This window comes from Peribacillus sp. SRI_006, from assembly GCF_057586375.1.
The window spans coordinates 85533-103541 of the sequence record NZ_JBYCZT010000010.1; the positions used below are offsets into that span (position 1 = coordinate 85533).

Genomic DNA, 18009 nt, shown 5'->3' on the forward strand with positions numbered 1-18009 from the left:
AATTTCATTTTTTTATATTTATATATTTTCTTGCTCATTTTCAAACTTTTATCGCTGCACCAACGTCTATTCTTTGTACCTAGGATACGTAATTTAAATGTAAGGAGCTCTAACATGTAATGAAAAACCCAGAAATGAATCAATTAATCGCGGCCCGGATAACCGAAAGGCAAGAGAATTTGTACAGACTTGCTTTTTACTATGTCAAAAACCAAGAGGATGCCCTGGATATCGTGCAGGAATCAATCAGGAAAGCGCTAGCCTCCAGCAGCAAAATCAAAGACGCCGCTTCTATAGATAGTTGGTTATATAAGATCATCGTCCGAACGGCACTGGATGTTTTGCGGAAGAAGAAGAAACTGACCGTCGCCGATGATGAAACAATAGAATACTTGCGCCGCGGTGAGGAGGATCACTATCCTGACCTAGATTTGCAAAAGGCCCTGGAAGGACTTTCAGTCAAGTACAAATCGGTAGTCGTCCTCCGTTTCTTTGAGGACCTGAAGCTGGACGAGATAGCGGAAGTGCTGGAAGAAAACGTAAGCACGATTAAAACGAGATTATATAAAGCGCTGCAACTATTGCGGATCAACATGACTGAACGGGAGGAAACGAAAAGATGGAAAAAAAATTAAAAGATCTGCGGGAAGAATATCTTAAAATACCGATACCAAAGGAATTGAATGATGTCGTTCAAGCAGCCTTGAATGAAAAGCCAAGGAAAAAGCCGAGGATTGGCAGGAATATCCTCGTGACAGCGGCTGCAGCGCTCCTGATTCTGACAGCTTCCGTAAACATCAGTCCGGCAGCGGCGAAAGCCATGAGTGATATACCGATAGTCGAGAAGGTCATCAAAGTGATTACCTTCGTCGAATGGAAAGAAGAAGCGAATAATTCTTCGGCAGTAATCAAAACGCCTGCAATATCCGGTCTCGAGAATAAACAGCTCGAAGATAGCTTGAATGAAAAATACTTATCGGAAAGCAAGCAGCTTTATAAGGAATTCACGGATTCCATGTCAAAACTGAAGGAAGGGGAAAAGGGCAATATCTCGGTGGAAAGCGGATATGTGATATTGACGGATAATGAAACGATATTATCCGTACAGCGTTATACGGATACGATTTCTGCTTCCAGTTCTACAGAAAGTCAATTCGATACAGTCGACAAGAAAAACGAAGTGCTGTTAACGCTAAATAGCTTATTTAAAGATAATCGCTATCTTCAGGTGATCAGCGAGAACATCAAGGAACAGATGAAGCGGCAGATGGCTGAAGATCCGGAAAAGATATATTGGGTGGAAGATGATGATTTTACTGCTTTTAAAGGCATCGATGAAAACCAAAACTTTTATATAAACGAAGATGGCAAGCTAGTCATCGCCTTTAACAGCTATGAAGCTGCGCCGGGGTACATGGGGGCCGTCGAGTTCATCATCCCGACAAAGGTGCTGTCAGACCTTCTTGTTGGCGATCAATATATCCATTAAAACGGCCCTATTGTAATTCTATGATGGGCGGAAGGTTTTTAAAACGGCACAATATCCATTAAAAAAGACGAACAACGTTACTACTTACAGTAACCTTGGTTCGTCTCTTTTTTGTTCGAATTTCATCTGGTCCAGTTCCAGCCTCATTTTTTCCGTCTCCATAAGGAAGTTTTCATGTTTAAGTTTTTCAAGCTCCAGTTCAACTTGCAGCATCTTATGTTTGTTTTTTGACTGTTTTTCGAAATGGCTTGTCAGTATTCCGAGTATGGGGATGGAAAAAATCATTACCACGGTTATGATCCCGAACATTATGGTGCCTCCTCTTTTTTTATATCTATTATACGGTGAATATAACGGTTGTGGTGGGGTTATTTCAAAATTCATCATTTCCTTTTCTCGTTAATAAGTACATGGCAACCAAAGTGATATCAAGCGTAATACCATGGATGAAGTTAGGGTAATATATCATTGATGGCCGCTTTCTATTAGATTATATGGAATGTTTTTTAGTGCGAAATCCGGACTTTTGCTTGTATGGTGGAAAGCCTACTTCTATTTATTTTGAAATTAATTATTTAAATATACTAAATATTTGTTTACAATAGTGAAATTTAAAGTTATTATACAATAATAAAAGGAGGGCTAGGTATGGCAACGATAAATAAACAGAAAATTGTGGATAGTGTACCTCAAAAAGGTTTTTTTGGAAACCCTAAAGGATTATTCACCCTTTTCTTTACTGAGTTCTGGGAGCGTTTTTCCTATTATGGCATGAAGGCCATTCTTGTTTACTATATGTATTACGAAGTTTCTAAAGGGGGATTAGGTCTTGATGAACCCACGGCCCTTGCCCTTGTATCCATCTATGGATCTTTAGTATATATGTCAGGTATAATTGGCGGCTGGCTCGCCGATAGGATTTTCGGGACTTCAAAAGCCGTATTTTACGGCGGTATCTTGATCATGCTCGGGCATATTGTCCTTGCTGTACCAGGCAGTCTTTCCATGTTCTTTGTTTCCATGGTACTCATTGTTCTGGGTACTGGTTTATTAAAGCCGAATGTTTCCAGCATTGTCGGGGAAATTTACGCAGAAAATGATGAACGCCGGGATTCCGGTTTCAGTATATTCTATATGGGTATCAACATGGGTGCATTCCTTTCACCATTTGTTGTCGGTACAGTCGGTATGGACTACAGCTTCCATCTTGGTTTTGGACTTGCAGCAATTGGTATGTTGATTGGTCTCATTGTCTTTGTTACAACAAAGAAAAAGAACCTGGGCTTGGCTGGAACTCTTCCTGCTAACCCATTATCACAGGATGAAAAGAAAAAAGTATTCACTAAATTGGGGATAGCCGCGCTTATCATAGCTGCCATCATTGGTATCACTGCTTCTGCAGGCATCTTAACGATTGAAACTTTTATTAATCTTGTAGGTATTCTAGGAATCGTAATTCCGACCCTTTATTTCATTTTCATGTATCGCAGCCCGAAAACGACTTCTGTTGAACGTTCACGCTTGATTGCCTATATTCCTTTGTTTATAGCAGCCGTCATGTTCTGGGCGATTCAAGAGCAAGGTGCAACAATATTGGCAAGCTATGCAGACAAACGGACACAGTTGAACTTTGCAGGATTGGAAATAAACCCGGCATGGTTCCAATCTTTGAACCCTTTGTTCATCATTACCCTTGCACCAGTATTCGCATGGTTATGGATTAAACTAGGAAAGCGTCAGCCGACCATTCCGCAAAAATTCTCAATAGGTTTATTGTTCGCCGGTTTATCATTCCTGGTGATCCTGCTTCCTGTTTATTTCAGTGGATCAGACGCATTAGTCAATCCGTTATGGCTTGTACTAAGCTATTTCCTTGTAGTACTTGGAGAGCTTTGCTTATCCCCAGTTGGACTTTCTGCCACTACTAAATTGGCTCCAGCTGCATTCTCGGCACAAACAATGAGCCTGTGGTTCCTGGCCAGTGCAGCAGCACAAGCACTGAACGCACAAATCGTCAGATTCTACACTCCTCAGACCGAAATGGCTTATTTTGGAGTGATCGGTGTTGCTTCAATAATCCTTGGACTGGCCCTGATGGCCTTATCACCAAAGATTCAAGGTTACATGAAAGGCATTCGCTAACACATTAAAAAAGATGACCTCCGCGGGTCATCTTTTTTTTTACTTTTTGTGCCCTCGAAAATTCCCGATTGGGTGCTATATCGATTTTTATTTGAGGCCGTGATTCAAACCTTTAACTTTTTTTTAATAGGATCCACAGTGAACACTAAGACAAAAAATAAAATAATCTTGGGTATGGGCTCGATATCGAAGATAAAAAAAATACAATATCCTAAAATGAAATATATCGAAAATAGAATACCTAAGTACAATCTATTTTTCATTTAAACCCTCCTCATTCCTTAATAAAATAAATATCTTGCTATGGAACGAGCTGAGTATCCATCCCAATTCCGCTTAACGCAATGGTCTTGCTTAGCTTTTTTTCCAGCTGCAGCGGCATTATTCCATTTAGAAGTTGAAATACCTAGTCCTATTGCGAAAACACCCATACCTGTACCTATATACTTATTAAACCAACCAACAGCAAGAGTTAATCCATTAACTTTGTTAGAAAATGAAGACATTTGAGCAGCAGCTTTTTTTACATTAACAGCTGACATTGTCTTAACAGTAGTGCAATCATAAGTAATTCCGCCAGATTTATACACATATCCAGCTGCTTGAACATTTGGTACAATCATACTGAAAAATAAAGAAATACTCAAAAGAATAATTAATGCAGGGTTTACGAACATCTTATACCTTTTTGATTTTTTGCCATTATCATTATCTCCTAACTATATTTCTAGTGATTCCATGATAAACTAATTTTCAACTTGATAGATTCCAAAAGAGCGAAGTGGAATTTCAGAAATGATACGGTTACCATAAAGAACTAGGCTAATATGAAAAAAAGAGCATCCTTTATAGGATTGCTCTTTTTTCCGGTTGTAAGAACCTTTTCCTTTTTTGTTTTTAACAATACGGGTGGAGGGGTCAAACGTCCAACGCATTCGGCTATTTGCCATTTCACCAATGGTTTTCTTATTGGTTTTATTCGTTTTAGTCATTGAATATATTCCTGCTTTTATAGTATTTGAACTGAATTTTAGCTTTGTACACCTTTGTTTTTGCTCGCAATAATCGAAGCCACAATTGCAAAGGGAAGTAAAAAGAAAGCCAATATTCCATATCCAGCTCCTTCAAACCCTCTGATGTTCACAAAACCGATGTAAAACAAAATAATTGAAGTTATAACGGTTAATATGCCTGGTAAAAGCCTAACAAATAAAGATAAATGTAATTTCCTAAACCACCATGCTAAAAGTATTACTAGCATACCAGGGACGCAAGCAATCAGGAGGGGAACTCCGAACATCATTTTGTAACCTCCTCTAATTCATCATGTGAATAATGCCATAATAAGTAAATTGTATATTGTATTTTATCATGAAAAAGACAGCCGGTGGTGGTCATTTTCTTGGATGCGTGCGTGAGGAAAACAAAAGTCGAACGTAAAGGTGAGGTTAACTAAATTCTTAATATTGTTGGATAGGGGTTCTATTAAATTTAAAAACAAAGTTGATTGGAACAGGTGTGTAAGACTCCTGCGGGAAAAGCGTGTCTAGGGGAGACCCCACAGGCGCATACCGCCGAGGGCCGACCGCCCGCGGAAAGCGAGTGCCTGAAGCGAAAATCAACATGCAATTCGTAAAAGCCCTCAAAAAAACTGGAGGCAAAATCAATTAGTTACCGGGTTTGTACAGACAGGCAAGTTCACTTACACGGGTGATCGGCCTTTTTTTTATCAAAATCTCCAAATAGCCAGCTGAAAAGTACAATACCTGCTACAAAATAGAATGCATATCCTAAATTCCCTGACCACCTTATCGTTTCGCCACTGAAGTATTGCAGACCAGACTTAGCAAGAAACACGAATATGATACCCATTATACATCTTATGAAAAATCTTTTCTTTGTTATCGACATACTGCAAATCTTCTCCTTTGCTTATCCAGTTTACAATAAATATCCAATCTTTTACATCTGTGGATATTTTAGTGAAACAGTCTTTTTACAAGATGACCAATGGCTCCGCATAAAAAAGTCATTTAAACATAATTATATATAACGATAGGTGTTTTATGGGTAGGAGGGAAGATATGGAGGGAAGGAAGTACAAGTATGAGCTACTATTGAGAAGCGCCAGGAAAGTCGGGTCCAAACCTAAAGGTACTGAAATGCCATCTTCACCTGTATGGAGTCCCGATCATATAAAATCAGCTAAGGATTGGATCGGCAGGAGCCCTATTCTGGAACCGTATATTAATACATATCTTGGACTTAAAAAATAACCCCGTGAGTCATCAGGGGTTATTTTTAATTTACATGTGATAATACTTTTTTTACTGACGGACTATTCGGTGTCAACTTGTTCGAATGATAAGTTGGAATAACGACCTCGTGAGGCTGTGACTTACCAACCTTACTTGCGGATTTAAATAGTTTGGATTTACTATATTTTCTTTTAGGTAAAGACATCGTTATCACCTCTTTCCTTTATTTTACTTAATTTCTTCCTCAGATTCAACATCTTCCTCTTCTTGAATAGCCAAAGATGTGTGATATCTTCGGTATAATTCATATGTTAATGAAGCTAAGCCTGATACTAAATGGCCGTCATATTCATCAAAAATGGTTCGATAGCTCTTTAGGACAATGACATAAGTAATTAAGCATTCTTCCTCAGTCAAAAGATTTTCCTCGACGTTAATTGTGTGGATCATAAAGTTTTTAAAGTGTATGTATCTATCATTCTCTTTATTGATAGGAAGCCCGATTCCTTTCACTTTTGCAGAGGGAAGAGATTTTTTAACAAGTTTAGGAGCTGAATAATTCTGTTTAAACTTGGTTTCCGTCACTATATCAAATTCAAAATGGGAGTCCCAATTATTTTTATAGTGATCTCTCATGTAAAAGAGCATTTCTTCAAGAAAGTCCTTATAGCTTGTATTATCCCTTTCAACTTCTAAAAACAATGATTTAAAATCCTCTTTTAACCAGTAAGAGAGAAGTCCGAATTTATCTTGTTGAATGGTCAAATTCTTAGCTACCTCGATGGCTTGGGATTCTCTTTCAACTTCGAGGGTCATGAATTTAAATCTTTTAACGCTCAATAGCGGGATTGGTATGAGTATAAAAAGGAATAGCAGGATTAAAAAGTAACCGACATGTTCAAATATGATTTTTGCTTTTGGTGATTCCGCTAATGGTTTTAAAACCAGTGATGTTACGGTGGGGTCCTTTTCAATGACTTTACTTTCCTTTACTTTTTCACTGTTACTTGATTGTTCCTGTTTCGACTCTTGAACATTACCAGCAGGTGCCTGAAAATAGCGAATAATTCCAGAGACGATAATTAGAATGAGCAGACTTATATAAGCAAAAGTATAAAAAGTCCTGATCCAGTCTTTTCTGGTAGGGGAATCATACGCTTTTTCTATGCCTGACAAAACGGCTCACCTCTTTCCTTTTACCCTGATTATAGCAGAAATACCCAAAAATATTAAAAATATCAAGGTTAAAATCTATAGGTTTGTAAAACTGAAAAAGAGGCTAATGAGATTTTAGCCGTGCAGACAATGGAAGGAAATCAGGATATGTACTCCGAATTTCCAAAGTGTTTTGTGAAGAAAGGAAAGAACCGGATGAGCTCTGCTCTTCCGGTTCTTTGTGCATCAGTTTGCTGCTGGAATCAATCCTTTATGAATGGAGACTTCCTGAATGGCGCGGTAGACGGTTTCGACCATGAAATCGAGTTCCTTTTCTGACATGGAAAGGATCGGCATCATCGTGATGACTGGACCGAGTTCCCGGATGATCAGGCCATTTTCCCGTGCTGTATGGATGATTTCGGAAACGACATTCTCCTGGAGGGTGAACGTTTCTTTTGTTTGGCGGTCTTTAACGATTTCCACTCCAATCATGAAGCCGCGTTGGCGGATATCGCCGACTATCGGAAGTTCGTATAGCGCTTGCAGTCTTTGTGATAGGTATTTTGATTTTTCCTGGATGTCTTTAATGAGATTGCGGCTTTCCATTAGCTCGATATTCTTCAGGGCCAGGGCACAGGCAAGCTGATTTCCTGTATAGGTGTGACCATGATAGAAGGTTTTATGTTCTTCCCGTTCCCCCAAGAAGGATTGAAAGATCTGCTCGTTCATGATGGTGGCGGCGAGTGGCATATATCCCCCAGTGATCCCTTTACCCATGCACATGATATCGGGGACGACGTCTTCCTGTTCACAGGCAAACATCGTACCGGTTCGACCAAAGCCTACAGCCACCTCGTCACAAATTAAGAGGATGTTGTACTTTTTGCATAATTGCCCGACCTCTTTCAAAAAGCCATGGGGATGGGTAATGATGCCTGCTGCTCCCTGCACGAGCGGCTCGATGATCAATCCTGCAATTTCCTCGGATTGTTTTTGCAGTAACTTCTCCAGTTCCTTCAAGCAATGGTTTTTCACGGCTTCGGGATCTCCATATTCAGTCATGTGATAGGCATATGGTGAAGGGGCTGAAATCCGTTGAAATAAGAGGGGCTTAAAGATTCTATGGAATAGATCCATTCCGCCCACACTCACGGCACCGACAGTATCTCCATGGTATGCTTCGTCAAGCGAGACGAATTTGTTTTTATTCCGATGCTTGACGGGATCGATATTCTGCCAATATTGATAAGCGACTTTAAGGGCGATTTCCACAGCGGCTGATCCCGTGTCGGAGTAAAAGACTTTCGATAAAGAACCAGGAGTGATCTCTGCCAGTTTTTTCGCCAGTAAGATCGATGGTACATTCGCAGATCCGAGCAGCGTCGAGTGCGCGACTTTATTCACTTGCTCAATTAGGGCGCCGTTTAATTCCGGCTCGTTATGCCCGTGCACATTCACCCATAATGAAGCATAGCCATCGAGGTAGCGTTTGCCATCCACATCAATCAGGTAGCTGCCTTCGCCGCGTTCGATGATAAGTGGTTTACTTTCCCGATACGTTTTCATTTGTGTGAACGGATGCCATACATATTCCTTATCCCATTGTTCTAAATCCTGACTGTTCATGCTTCGAACACCTCTTTCAGTTGTTGGGTATATTCTTGATCACCAAGCAAATCAAGGATGCAGATCCTCAGGTCTTTTCTAACATCGGCCAGTGTCGGGATGCAGGCTAGGCCATTCAGCCCAGTCAGCTTTTCAATGGTTTCGATATTGTCTTGGTGAATCCGATCTTCTGCCCGGTAATGATTATACAAAATGGTTTTCACGTTTATATCATGGACTTGGGCATAAGAATGGGTCGTCACGACATCATGAATCGCCCCTAAACCGCTTGTGGATACGAAGAGGACAGGCATCCCGCAATCCCTTATGAAATCGGCCGTCATATAGAAACCTTCCGTTCGTTCAATAAGCGGCACAGCCAATCCTCCAGCGCCCTCGACTAATACGATGTCATACATTTCCTCAAGTTCATGAACCCTTTCCACGACTTTCTTCTCATCGATGAGACTGCCGGTTAATTTAATCGCCAAATGTGGGGAGGTTTCGGGTTCCAGTGTGTAAAACCCCGATTCCTTTACACCGAGTTCCTGCTCAAACCAAGATATATCCGGGTATGTATTCGTTTCCTCATTGATTCCTGTTTGAAATGGCTTGAAGATCGTGACGGTTTTTCCAAACGTTTGAAGAGAAAGATAAAGTGCACTCGTGACGATGGTCTTTCCAATATCCGTGCCAGTTCCGGTTATGAAGTAGGCTTGGCCCATGGATGATTCAGCTCCTTTACGTTTATATATCTTGCAATTCGCGGACGTACTTGTTGAATGATGACAGCACATAGAATGCACAGCAGTAAATCACCTGGTACCGGTAATAAAAAGCCGTAAAGAATCGTTTGGCTGATGGAAAGCGGCGTTTCCACAATCCACTTCATTGCACCATACAGCCATATGCAGCCGAAGAAGTAAACGGTCAGCAAAGTTGCAGCGTTAGCAAGGAATATGGAACGAATCGTGGAGAGGGAAAACCGGTTGATCAGCCACCCGTTTACATAGGCTCCCAGAATATATCCGAGCAAATAGCCGAAAGTGGGTTTGAATATATAGCCGATTCCACCGCCTTCAGCAAACACGGGCAACCCGATAAGTCCGATCAAGACGTAGCATAACTGACTGAGCATCCCAAGCCGGGGCCCCAGCAATGCGCCTGCCAAATAGACTGCCAGAATTTGCAGTGTGAATGGTATGTAAGGGATAGGTATCTTAATAAAGGCGCCGATGGCAGTTAGCGCGGTAAAAAGGGCCACATAAGAAATCGTCCTTGCTTTCAAGTTTTTACCCCCCTTTTTTTTGAAAGTGCTGGCAGAATGCCCACTATTAGTTTGCCTGATTCCTATTTTATATGTCAACTAATTTGTTATTTGGTTAACATATAAAGTGCCAGTTTTCTTAGGATTTAAAGGACAACTAGGAAAATATTGAAAAAAGGCCATTGAATAATATTTTGTATGTATGTTATTATTCTAACGATATGTTAACTTTTTATAATTTAGGTTAACAAATATTATCGCTCCATTGATACTGCTAAATGTTAATTGCCCATTGAGGCTGATGGTGCACTTGCAACCGGTTGGTTGGAGGGGAAAGTGGTTTAGGTAAACTCGCGGCTGGAGCAGCAGGTTGCAGGAAGCGGGTCTATTGCTGGATATCTTCCGTTTTATGTGCGGAGAACCGGAACAGGATATGTTCTTTTTCAAGGAATGGCGATTCGGCACAAAATAAAAGAAAAGAGGGATAGGTTTGGAAACATTGGTAAGGGATTGGAAGATGTTAGCGGAGAACGTTATCAAAGGACATAAAGTGACGGAGGAAGAGGCATTATCCATCGTCCAAGCCCCAGACGAAGAGGTTTTGGAAATTCTGAATGCAGCCTATCTCATACGTAAGCATCATTATGGGAAAAAGGTAAAATTGAATATGATCATCAATACGAAATCTGGATTATGTCCTGAGGATTGCGGCTACTGCTCGCAGTCGATCGTCTCGGAAGCCCCGATCGATAAATATGCTTGGCTGACTAAAGAAAAGATTGTCGAGGGAGCGCAAGAATCAATTCGCCGGAAGGCGGGTACTTATTGCATTGTCGCTTCTGGCCGTCGTCCGACCAACAGGGAAATCGATCATGTTATTGATGCGGTAAAAGAAATCCGCGAAACGACGGATCTTAAAATCTGCTGCTGTTTAGGTTTCCTGAATGAGGAACATGCCGGTAAACTAGCGGAAGCAGGCGTTCATCGCTATAACCACAACTTGAATACATCACAGGATAACTACAGTAAAATTACATCGACACATACATATGAAGACCGGGTAGATACAGTGGAAGCTGTGAAAGAAGCCGGAATGTCCCCATGCTCTGGAGCCATTTTCGGAATGGGTGAATCTGAGGCGGAAGCGGTGGAAGTCGCTCTATCCTTACGCAGCCTTGATGCAGATTCCATTCCTTGTAATTTTCTCAATGCAATTGACGGAACGCCGCTAGAGGGAACTTCCGAGCTGACCCCCACTAAATGCCTGAAATTGATTTCGATGATGAGATTCGTTAATCCTAGTAAAGAAATCCGTCTGGCCGGGGGCCGGGAGGTCAATCTCCGTTCCATGCAGCCCATGGCACTTTATGCTGCGAATTCCATCTTCGTCGGGGACTATTTAACGACAGCTGGTCAAGAACCCACAGCGGATTGGGGAATCATTGAAGACCTGGGATTTGAAATTGAAGAATGTGCCCTTTAATTGATAAAGAAGATTATTGAGAGAAACTAAAAAAACACCCTTAGGGTGTTTTTTTCAGTTTGTCGACTAAAGGGGTGGTCTGGTCCCACCCGGAACCATAATCTTAAACATAACTAGTTTATCCTTCAGAGTTTTTTACAGTAATCCTTAAAGGATGGAAGAAATTTGCGGGACTCCTGCCAAATAACTGGGTAGCCGAGCCCCCGCAGGCGCTTATGCCAAGGAGGCTCGGCAGGCAGTCGGCGGAAAGGAGCGGATTTCCGAAAGTGGGTATGTGTAATGATTTCCACTCCAGGCACTCGCTTTCCGCGGGCGGTCCGGGGAGCCTCCTCGGCGTTCGCCTGCGGGGTCTCCCTTGGCCACGCTTTTCCCGCAGGAGTCTCATACCTTACGTTCCAATCAGCTGGAACTTCTTTTTTAAGAGATATTGTAGGAAAACTGGCTCTTCTTCTCCAATTCGGTACAGTCTGGCGGTTCCATCAATTTTCCGGCAAAAGGAGTTTCGAATTGCTCTCACCCCGAACCATAATCTTAAAACAAGACTATTTTATCCTTCATGTTTTTTTACAGTCCCCCTTAAAGGGTGCAAGAAATTTGCGACACTCCTGCCGATGAGGCTTGGCAGGCAGTCGGCGGAAAGGGAGCGGATTTCCGAAAGGGGGTATGTGTAATGATTTCCACTCCAGGCACTCGCTTTCCGCGGGCGATCCGGGGAGCCTCCTCGGCGTTCGCCTGCGGGGTCTCCCTTGGCCACGCTTTTCCCGCAGGAGTCTCGTACCTTACGTTCCAATCAGCTGGAACTTCTTTTTTAAGAGATATTGTAGGAAAACTGGCTCTTCTTCTCCAATTCGACTACAGTCTGGCGGTTCCATCAATTTTCCGGCAAAAGGAGTTTCGAATTGCCCTTGCCCCGAACCAGGATTTTAAAAGTAAACTAGTTTATCCTTCATGTTTTTACAGTAATCATTAAAGGATGGAAGAAACTTGCGAGACTCCTGCCGAATAACTGGCTAGCCGAGACCCCACAGGCGCTTGCGGCGAGGAGGCTTGGCAGACAGTCGGCGGAAAGGGAGCGGATTTTTGAAATCAACTGGAATGTAATTTTAAGAAAAAACTGTAGGCTCGGACATATCCCGAAGCAAGCTTAAGATAGGGGATCTTCATAGTTTTTTACAGTAATCCTTAAAGGATGGAAGAAATTTGCGAGACTCCTGCCGAATAACTGGGTAGCCGAGCCCCCGCAGGCGCTTATGCCAAGGAGGATCGGCAGGCAGTCGGCGGAAAGGGAGCGGATTTCTGGAATCAACTGGAATGTAATTTCAAGAAAAAACTGAAGGCTCGGCCATATCCCGAAGCAAGTTTAAGATAGGGGATTCTTCATAGTTTTTTACAGTAATCCTAAAAGGATGGAAGAAATTTGCGAGACTCCTGCCGAATAACTGGCTAGTCAAGACCCCACAGGCGCTTGCGGCGAGGAGGCTTGGCAGACTGTCGGCGGAAAGGGAGCGGATTTCTGGAATCAACTGGAATGTAATTTCATGAAAAAACTGTAGGCTCGGACATATCCCGAAGCAAGCTTAAGATAGGGGATCTTCATAGTTTATTACAGTAATCCTAAAAGGATGGAAGAAATTTGCGAGACTCCTGCCGAATAACTGGCTAGTCGAGACCCCACAGCCGTTTATCGGCGAGGAGGCTTGGCAGACAGTCGGCGGAAAGGGAGCGGATTTCTGGAATCAACTGGAACGGTTTTCAAAAAAAAAAAACTGCAGACATTGCTGTAATAGAACTAATGTCCATCAACCTTTACAAAAATAAAAAAATAATGATAAGTGAAAATAATTAAAAAAAAATGCTAAATTGTTAGTGAGGTTTTATAATGAATTACCTGAATACTATAACATTTGCTGCATTGTAGTAAAAGATTATGATATAGGGAAAGGATCAGTATTGGTAATATCAATAATGAGAGGATAGTTTTGTGTGATGCATATATGGCTGATTAGTTTTATTATTTTATTATTGCTATTAATATTTTATACTATTATCCCAACGGTGCTAATTCGTGTATGCAGCTTGGGAATAACCAAAAAAATCAATTCGAAAAATGGGATTGCGCTAACTTTCGATGATGGCCCAAACCCTGAATATACCATAAAATTACTTGATCTTTTAAAAGAATATGAGATAAAGGCCACATTTTTTGTTGTGGGAAGTAAAGTGAAAAGTAATCCTGGGATTATTAAAAGAATGCATGAAGAGGGACATACGATAGGTATCCATCATTTTCATCATGTTTCAAGTTGGGTCCTATCACCAATTCATCTGCGAAAACAGTTGGAAATGACTGAAAAGGCGATAACGGAATGCACGAATGAAAAGGTGATATTTTATAGACCGCCATGGGGCCATTTCAATATGTTCACCCCACTATTCAGTAGGAAATATAAAGTGATTATGTGGTCCGGCATCTTTGGGGATTGGAAAGTCGAACATTGCAAAAATACTCTGCTTGATCAGCTTCGAAGGGCTTCAACAGAAGGTTCCGTCCTATTGCTTCATGACTGTGGTGAAACATTGGGAGCGGATAAAGAGGCGCCAGGCTATATGATTGAAATGTTAAAAATTTACCTGCAGGAGAGTAAAGAAAAAGGAACACACTTTATTTCTTTAAAAGACTTATAACTAATTCCGGGGGTATTATGGATATAGATACGCTTTTACATTTTATTGATTCTTATGGATACCTGATCATTTTTCTTTTTTTATTCTTCGGCATCGTGGGAGTGCCTGCTCCAGAAGAATCACTTCTATTTCTAATTGGGGTGCTGGCTGTCCAAGGTAAGCTCTCTATGGGTTTAGCGATGCTGTGTGCAATTCTCGGCGCCTTTATCGGAATGCTTGCAGCTTATGCATGCGGAAAATATGTGGGGTATCCATTTATAAAAAAATATGGAAGATTCATTGGGATTACGGCTGAACGCTGGGAGAAAGCAAAGAGAAACTACACGGATAATGCACGAAAAACGCTAGTATTGGGATTTTATATTCCGGGGATGAGGCAAATAAGTCCATATTTTGCAGGAATCTCTTCTATACCCTTTCGGAAATACTTCCTCTTTTCCCTATTAGGCACTATACTATGGACCGTCCCTTTTATAGTGGCCGGTTATTATGTGGGGGATGCTTTTAATGTTAATCCCAAATATGTTCCATATTTAGGTGTTGTATTTTTAGTTATTTTTGTACTCTATGTTACTATCAAATACATTAAAAAGAGAAAACAAAGATCCAAAAGTTGAGTCGGCTCCTTATTAAAAAACGTCGGAAATAAAAAATCGATTTAAGGAATTTGTTCAACGATATTGTAAGAGAAAGATATCATGAACTATATATTTTGTATTTTCAGAATGATTTCTTAGGAGATGACACATATGAAGAAGATTTTGTTTTTACCTCTCTTTCGAATGCAGTCGGGACATCATCAAGTTGCAGAGGCATTGATGGATATGTTAAAAAAGCATTCGAATGGGATTACTTATAAAAAAATCGATCTAATCAGTTATACCAATACCTCTCTAGAAAAATTCATTGCAAATAGTTATCTGACATGGATCCGTTATGCGCCGGAAACCTATAATCTTGCCTACAAGAACCTGTTTTATGTTCACTCGCAAAAGGAAAGTGTATGTAAATGGTATCAGCAATTATTCATGAATAAGATGGAACGATTGATAGCGGAAGAAAATCCTGATTTAATTGTGTGTACACACGGTTTCCCTTCATATCTTTTGAGTCAGTTAAAGATGAAAGGGAAGTGCAGCACACCGGTAATAAACGTGTACACGGACTTTTTTATTAATAATGTGTGGGGAAGCGAAGGGATAGATGCCCACTTTCTTCCTAGTCAAGAAGTGAAAGAAAAGCTGATGAGTAAGCGCCAAATACCAAAACAAACGATGATGGTCACTGGCATTCCCGTGCACGAGGAAATCACAAAAAATGCCCGTGTCCAAAGAAACACAGAACGGCCAAAAATTTTGATATCCGGAGGAAATAGCGGTCTGGGAGGGATTTTGAACTTAGGTGATGAGTTAAAGAACTCAACCGACTTTGATTATTTAGTTCTTTGCGGAAATAACAACAAGCTTTATGAAGAAATCAATACATGGAACTTACCTCATATCAAACCATTGCCCTATATCTCATCAAGGTCTGAAATGAATAAGCTTTATGAAGAAGTTGACGCAATCGTTACAAAACCGGGCGGTGTCACGATCAGTGAATCATTGCGAAAAAGGCTTCCGATCTTTGTTCATTCCAGACTTCCGGGGCAGGAGGAAATCAATCTGCAGTATCTAAAACAGCAAGGCCTTGTATTTAAACTTAATCAGAAAACGCCATTTGAAAAACAATTGCTGAGTATATTGAAGGATCAGAAAAAAATGAAAAAATGGAACACATCCATAGAGTCCTATCATAAGGAAATAGAGTTGGAGAAACCCGAGGGAATAGTGGAGGTCATGAAATTGATCCTTGATCTTAATCAAAATGGTACGCCTTCCTATCTAGCCCGACAGCCCAAACTTCTTTATAGCTAAATGCATGGTGTTCCCGCTGGTGATCCTAAAAGGAAGAATGGATACGGAAGGCTGCTGAATTAGCAGCCATCCTTTAATGAAAGGTCGGAAGGAAGAGTGATTTTGAAAAAAACATACCCTATGATTTTTTTGATGATGATGCTTGTGATGGCGGGGGCAGGGTGTTCAAGTGATGAAACGGAAATGAAGCCGCAAGCCGGAGGAAAAGTGGAATTGACAGTTTCCGCAGCTGTAAGTTTGCAAGATGCCTTGAATGATATAAAGAAGTCTTTTGAAAAAGAGAATGCAAATGTGGAAGTTCATTATAACTTTGGGGCCTCTGGAGCTCTTCAGCAACAGATATCCCAAGGCGCTCCTGTTGACCTGTTTTTCTCAGCAGCAGAAGATAAGTTTGATAAATTAATAGAGGAAGATCTTATTGAAGAGAAGAATGGAATCGATTTAGTCGGCAATGACCTGGTGCTGGTGGTGCCAAAGGATTCCAAAAAGGAAATCGGATCACTGGAAGACCTCACAAAGGCCGATAAAATTTCGATTGGCACTCCAGAGTCTGTACCGGCAGGGCAATATGCGAAACAAACTTTGGAAAACATGAACCTTTTCAAAGAGATGGAAGATCGATTGGTATATGCCAAGGATGTGCGGCAAGTGCTTACATATGTGGAAACGGGAAATGTGGACGCAGGCCTCGTTTATAAAACGGATGCGCTCAACTCATCAAAAGTTGAGGTCATTGCAGCAGCCCAGGGAGATTTACATGATCCGATCATATATCCCGTGGGAATGATCAATAACCTGGATCATGCCAAGGAAGCCAAGCTATTCTATGACTATCTCCAAACGGAAACCTCCATGAAGATCTTTGAAAAATACGGATTTAAGAATTTGAAATAACCGCCAATCCGGTGGCTTACAGTTTAACTAGGACTTGTACAATGGACGTCGATTTTCACTACAGGTACTCGCTTTCCGCGGGCGGTCAGGGAGCCTCCTCGGCTTGCGCCTGCGGGGTCTCCCTAGACGCGCTTTTCCCGCAGGAGTCTCGCACCTTTCGTTCCAATCTTTACTTTGTTTTGAAATTTTAGGTGAAATCTTTTTGTCAACAGTTTAACTAGGACTTGTACAATGAACGTCGATTTCTACTACAGGCACTCGCTTATCCAGAGGCGGTCAGGGAGCCTCCTCGGCTTGCACCTGCGGGGTATCCCCTCGACACGCTTTTCCCGTAGGAGTCTCGCACCTTTCGTTCCAATCTTTACTTTGTTTTGAAATTTTAGGTGAAATCCTTTTGTCTACAAACTCTAACCACCAATCTGGTGGTCTTTTTTTTATTCATCCGCAGTAATATTAGGTATATTTTCCTTTATATTAAAACCTCTTCTTGCCTTACACGTAAGAATAAGGACATGCATGTAATCGTTTTTCAATCGCTGCGTAATATGGACCTTGGCACAAAAGAAGGACAGCACATTACTGTCCTTTGGCTTGACTGCGAATGGTACCATTCTTTTTGAAAACGATGTAAAACAGTTTAATAGGCAGGTATCCTATAACCCCGCCAAGAGTATTCAGGATCAAATCATCGGTATCAAAACTTCCTAATTCAAATAAAAGCTGAAGAATCTCATAGGTGAAACTAAGACAGAATGTTGCAATCAAGATCGATTTGAGTTGGGAAAACCTTTTTGACAGTAAGGGAAGCATCAAGCCGAAAGGTACAAAACCGATGATATTCCCCGCTATATTTTCAATCCGGATCGATGGGTTAACATCCGCTAAGAACAGGTAATGGGCAATGGTTTTAAAAGGGATGAAGTTATGGGACCCCCAATAGCGGCCATGGGAAAAACTTATATGACCATTCATTTCGGTTATCGAGAAGGTTTTAAATAAAATGAGCTTTGTAAGGATTAATAGATATAGAACCATAAATAACGATAATACTATTTTCACAAAAATTTTCATGATACAACTCCAATATTAAAGTGGGAAATATTTATCATTTT

At 41.1% G+C, this 18009-nt stretch carries 19 protein-coding genes; 10 read left to right on the plus strand and 9 right to left on the minus strand.

What is annotated here, in order from left to right; genetic code table 11:
- Nucleotides 1–119 precede the first annotated feature (119 nt).
- Together sigV and rsiV are read left to right on the plus strand one after the other, a co-directional pair.
- A complete protein-coding gene (sigV, locus tag AC2YHV_RS15815) occupies nt 120–635 on the plus strand; it encodes an RNA polymerase sigma factor SigV (RefSeq protein ID WP_278088716.1) in 516 nt (171 codons plus the stop codon).
- The gene (rsiV, locus tag AC2YHV_RS15820) at nt 620–1489 is read left to right on the plus strand and encodes an anti-sigma-V factor RsiV (RefSeq protein WP_487373569.1); all 870 of its coding nucleotides are present in this window, start codon (nt 620–622) and stop codon (nt 1487–1489) included. The genes sigV and rsiV overlap by 16 nt, the downstream gene beginning before the upstream one ends.
- A gap of 84 nt (nt 1490–1573) precedes the next feature.
- Here the strand turns inward: rsiV and AC2YHV_RS15825 are convergent, their stop codons facing one another.
- Nucleotides 1574–1798, minus strand: coding sequence for a hypothetical protein (locus tag AC2YHV_RS15825; RefSeq protein WP_057279147.1), 225 nt, complete (start codon nt 1796–1798; stop codon nt 1574–1576).
- A gap of 339 nt (nt 1799–2137) precedes the next feature.
- Here AC2YHV_RS15825 and AC2YHV_RS15830 point away from each other — a divergent pair, with 339 nt between their 5' ends.
- Nucleotides 2138–3631 carry a peptide MFS transporter gene (locus AC2YHV_RS15830; RefSeq protein WP_098865847.1) on the plus strand — a complete coding sequence of 498 codons (1494 nt, stop codon included), beginning with the start codon at nt 2138–2140 and terminating at the stop codon, nt 3629–3631.
- A gap of 281 nt (nt 3632–3912) precedes the next feature.
- Here the strand turns inward: AC2YHV_RS15830 and AC2YHV_RS15835 are convergent, their stop codons facing one another.
- The 3 genes from AC2YHV_RS15835 to AC2YHV_RS15845 all read right to left on the minus strand — a co-directional run bounded on the left by AC2YHV_RS15835 (nt 3913) and on the right by AC2YHV_RS15845 (nt 4934).
- Complete coding sequence (locus AC2YHV_RS15835) at nt 3913–4308, minus strand: hypothetical protein (RefSeq protein WP_487373570.1); 396 nt, start codon at nt 4306–4308, stop codon at nt 3913–3915.
- 69 nt (nt 4309–4377) lie between these two features.
- The gene (gene arfA, locus AC2YHV_RS15840; RefSeq protein ID WP_053536603.1) at nt 4378–4623 is read right to left on the minus strand and encodes an alternative ribosome rescue factor ArfA; all 246 of its coding nucleotides are present in this window, start codon (nt 4621–4623) and stop codon (nt 4378–4380) included.
- A 38-nt stretch (nt 4624–4661) separates the two neighbouring features.
- On the minus strand, nt 4662–4934 hold the full coding sequence (locus AC2YHV_RS15845) for a YesK family protein (protein WP_141554929.1): 273 nt from the start codon (nt 4932–4934) through the stop codon (nt 4662–4664).
- A gap of 781 nt (nt 4935–5715) precedes the next feature.
- On the opposite strand from AC2YHV_RS15845, the gene AC2YHV_RS15850 reads away from it, so the two are divergent.
- Nucleotides 5716–5907: a hypothetical protein gene (locus tag AC2YHV_RS15850; RefSeq protein WP_063574880.1), complete on the plus strand. Its 192-nt coding sequence runs from the start codon at nt 5716–5718 to the stop codon at nt 5905–5907.
- A gap of 210 nt (nt 5908–6117) precedes the next feature.
- Here the strand turns inward: AC2YHV_RS15850 and AC2YHV_RS15855 are convergent, their stop codons facing one another.
- The 4 genes from AC2YHV_RS15855 to AC2YHV_RS15870 form a co-directional block, all read right to left on the minus strand.
- A complete protein-coding gene (locus tag AC2YHV_RS15855) occupies nt 6118–7065 on the minus strand; it encodes a hypothetical protein (protein ID WP_098865844.1) in 948 nt (315 codons plus the stop codon).
- 225 nt (nt 7066–7290) lie between these two features.
- Nucleotides 7291–8673: an adenosylmethionine--8-amino-7-oxononanoate transaminase gene (gene bioA, locus AC2YHV_RS15860; protein WP_487373571.1), complete on the minus strand. Its 1383-nt coding sequence runs from the start codon at nt 8671–8673 to the stop codon at nt 7291–7293.
- The gene (bioD, locus tag AC2YHV_RS15865; RefSeq protein WP_487373572.1) at nt 8670–9377 is read right to left on the minus strand and encodes a dethiobiotin synthase; all 708 of its coding nucleotides are present in this window, start codon (nt 9375–9377) and stop codon (nt 8670–8672) included. Before bioD ends, bioA begins: the two co-directional genes overlap by 4 nt.
- A complete protein-coding gene (locus AC2YHV_RS15870) occupies nt 9356–9940 on the minus strand; it encodes a biotin transporter BioY (RefSeq protein WP_487373573.1) in 585 nt (194 codons plus the stop codon). Before AC2YHV_RS15870 ends, bioD begins: the two co-directional genes overlap by 22 nt.
- 496 nt (nt 9941–10436) lie before the next feature.
- On the opposite strand from AC2YHV_RS15870, the gene bioB reads away from it, so the two are divergent.
- The 6 genes from bioB to modA all read left to right on the plus strand — a co-directional run bounded on the left by bioB (nt 10437) and on the right by modA (nt 16897).
- Nucleotides 10437–11402 (plus strand): biotin synthase BioB, encoded by a 966-nt coding sequence (bioB, locus tag AC2YHV_RS15875; RefSeq protein WP_487373649.1) that lies wholly within the window; start codon nt 10437–10439, stop codon nt 11400–11402.
- Between the two features lie 670 nt (nt 11403–12072).
- Nucleotides 12073–12372 carry a hypothetical protein gene (locus AC2YHV_RS15880; RefSeq protein WP_487373574.1) on the plus strand — a complete coding sequence of 100 codons (300 nt, stop codon included), beginning with the start codon at nt 12073–12075 and terminating at the stop codon, nt 12370–12372.
- Between the two features lie 1016 nt (nt 12373–13388).
- Nucleotides 13389–14087, plus strand: coding sequence for a polysaccharide deacetylase family protein (locus tag AC2YHV_RS15885; protein WP_487373650.1), 699 nt, complete (start codon nt 13389–13391; stop codon nt 14085–14087).
- A 17-nt stretch (nt 14088–14104) separates the two neighbouring features.
- Nucleotides 14105–14704, plus strand: coding sequence for a DedA family protein (locus AC2YHV_RS15890; protein WP_057279139.1), 600 nt, complete (start codon nt 14105–14107; stop codon nt 14702–14704).
- Nucleotides 14705–14836: 132 nt separating this feature from the next.
- Entirely contained in the window at nt 14837–16003 is a 1167-nt protein-coding gene (locus AC2YHV_RS15895) for an MGDG synthase family glycosyltransferase (protein WP_063574885.1), read from the plus strand.
- 120 nt (nt 16004–16123) lie between these two features.
- Nucleotides 16124–16897 carry a molybdate ABC transporter substrate-binding protein gene (modA, locus tag AC2YHV_RS15900; protein WP_487373651.1) on the plus strand — a complete coding sequence of 258 codons (774 nt, stop codon included), beginning with the start codon at nt 16124–16126 and terminating at the stop codon, nt 16895–16897.
- 576 nt (nt 16898–17473) lie between these two features.
- Here modA and AC2YHV_RS15905 read toward each other — a convergent pair.
- On the minus strand, nt 17474–17968 hold the full coding sequence (locus AC2YHV_RS15905) for a VanZ family protein (RefSeq protein WP_252296725.1): 495 nt from the start codon (nt 17966–17968) through the stop codon (nt 17474–17476).
- Nucleotides 17969–18009 lie beyond the last annotated feature (41 nt).

What these genes read in the sequence shown, in the direction of transcription:
- arfA (WP_053536603.1), bottom strand. Translation starts at nt 4,623, where the DNA reads ATGACTAAAACGAATAAAACCAATAAGAAAACCATTGGTGAAATGGCA.
- AC2YHV_RS15890 (WP_057279139.1), top strand. Translation starts at nt 14,105, where the DNA reads ATGGATATAGATACGCTTTTACATTTTATTGATTCTTATGGATACCTG.
- AC2YHV_RS15880 (WP_487373574.1), top strand. Translation starts at nt 12,073, where the DNA reads ATGATTTCCACTCCAGGCACTCGCTTTCCGCGGGCGATCCGGGGAGCC.
- AC2YHV_RS15825 (WP_057279147.1), bottom strand. Translation starts at nt 1,798, where the DNA reads ATGTTCGGGATCATAACCGTGGTAATGATTTTTTCCATCCCCATACTC.
- rsiV (WP_487373569.1), top strand. Translation starts at nt 620, where the DNA reads ATGGAAAAAAAATTAAAAGATCTGCGGGAAGAATATCTTAAAATACCG.
- sigV (WP_278088716.1), top strand. Translation starts at nt 120, where the DNA reads ATGAAAAACCCAGAAATGAATCAATTAATCGCGGCCCGGATAACCGAA.
- bioD (WP_487373572.1), bottom strand. Translation starts at nt 9,377, where the DNA reads ATGGGCCAAGCCTACTTCATAACCGGAACTGGCACGGATATTGGAAAG.
- AC2YHV_RS15895 (WP_063574885.1), top strand. Translation starts at nt 14,837, where the DNA reads ATGAAGAAGATTTTGTTTTTACCTCTCTTTCGAATGCAGTCGGGACAT.
- AC2YHV_RS15850 (WP_063574880.1), top strand. Translation starts at nt 5,716, where the DNA reads ATGGAGGGAAGGAAGTACAAGTATGAGCTACTATTGAGAAGCGCCAGG.
- AC2YHV_RS15885 (WP_487373650.1), top strand. Translation starts at nt 13,389, where the DNA reads ATGCATATATGGCTGATTAGTTTTATTATTTTATTATTGCTATTAATA.
- bioA (WP_487373571.1), bottom strand. Translation starts at nt 8,673, where the DNA reads ATGAACAGTCAGGATTTAGAACAATGGGATAAGGAATATGTATGGCAT.
- AC2YHV_RS15835 (WP_487373570.1), bottom strand. Translation starts at nt 4,308, where the DNA reads ATGTTCGTAAACCCTGCATTAATTATTCTTTTGAGTATTTCTTTATTT.
- AC2YHV_RS15830 (WP_098865847.1), top strand. Translation starts at nt 2,138, where the DNA reads ATGGCAACGATAAATAAACAGAAAATTGTGGATAGTGTACCTCAAAAA.
- AC2YHV_RS15905 (WP_252296725.1), bottom strand. Translation starts at nt 17,968, where the DNA reads ATGAAAATTTTTGTGAAAATAGTATTATCGTTATTTATGGTTCTATAT.
- bioB (WP_487373649.1), top strand. Translation starts at nt 10,437, where the DNA reads ATGTTAGCGGAGAACGTTATCAAAGGACATAAAGTGACGGAGGAAGAG.
- modA (WP_487373651.1), top strand. Translation starts at nt 16,124, where the DNA reads ATGATTTTTTTGATGATGATGCTTGTGATGGCGGGGGCAGGGTGTTCA.
- AC2YHV_RS15845 (WP_141554929.1), bottom strand. Translation starts at nt 4,934, where the DNA reads ATGATGTTCGGAGTTCCCCTCCTGATTGCTTGCGTCCCTGGTATGCTA.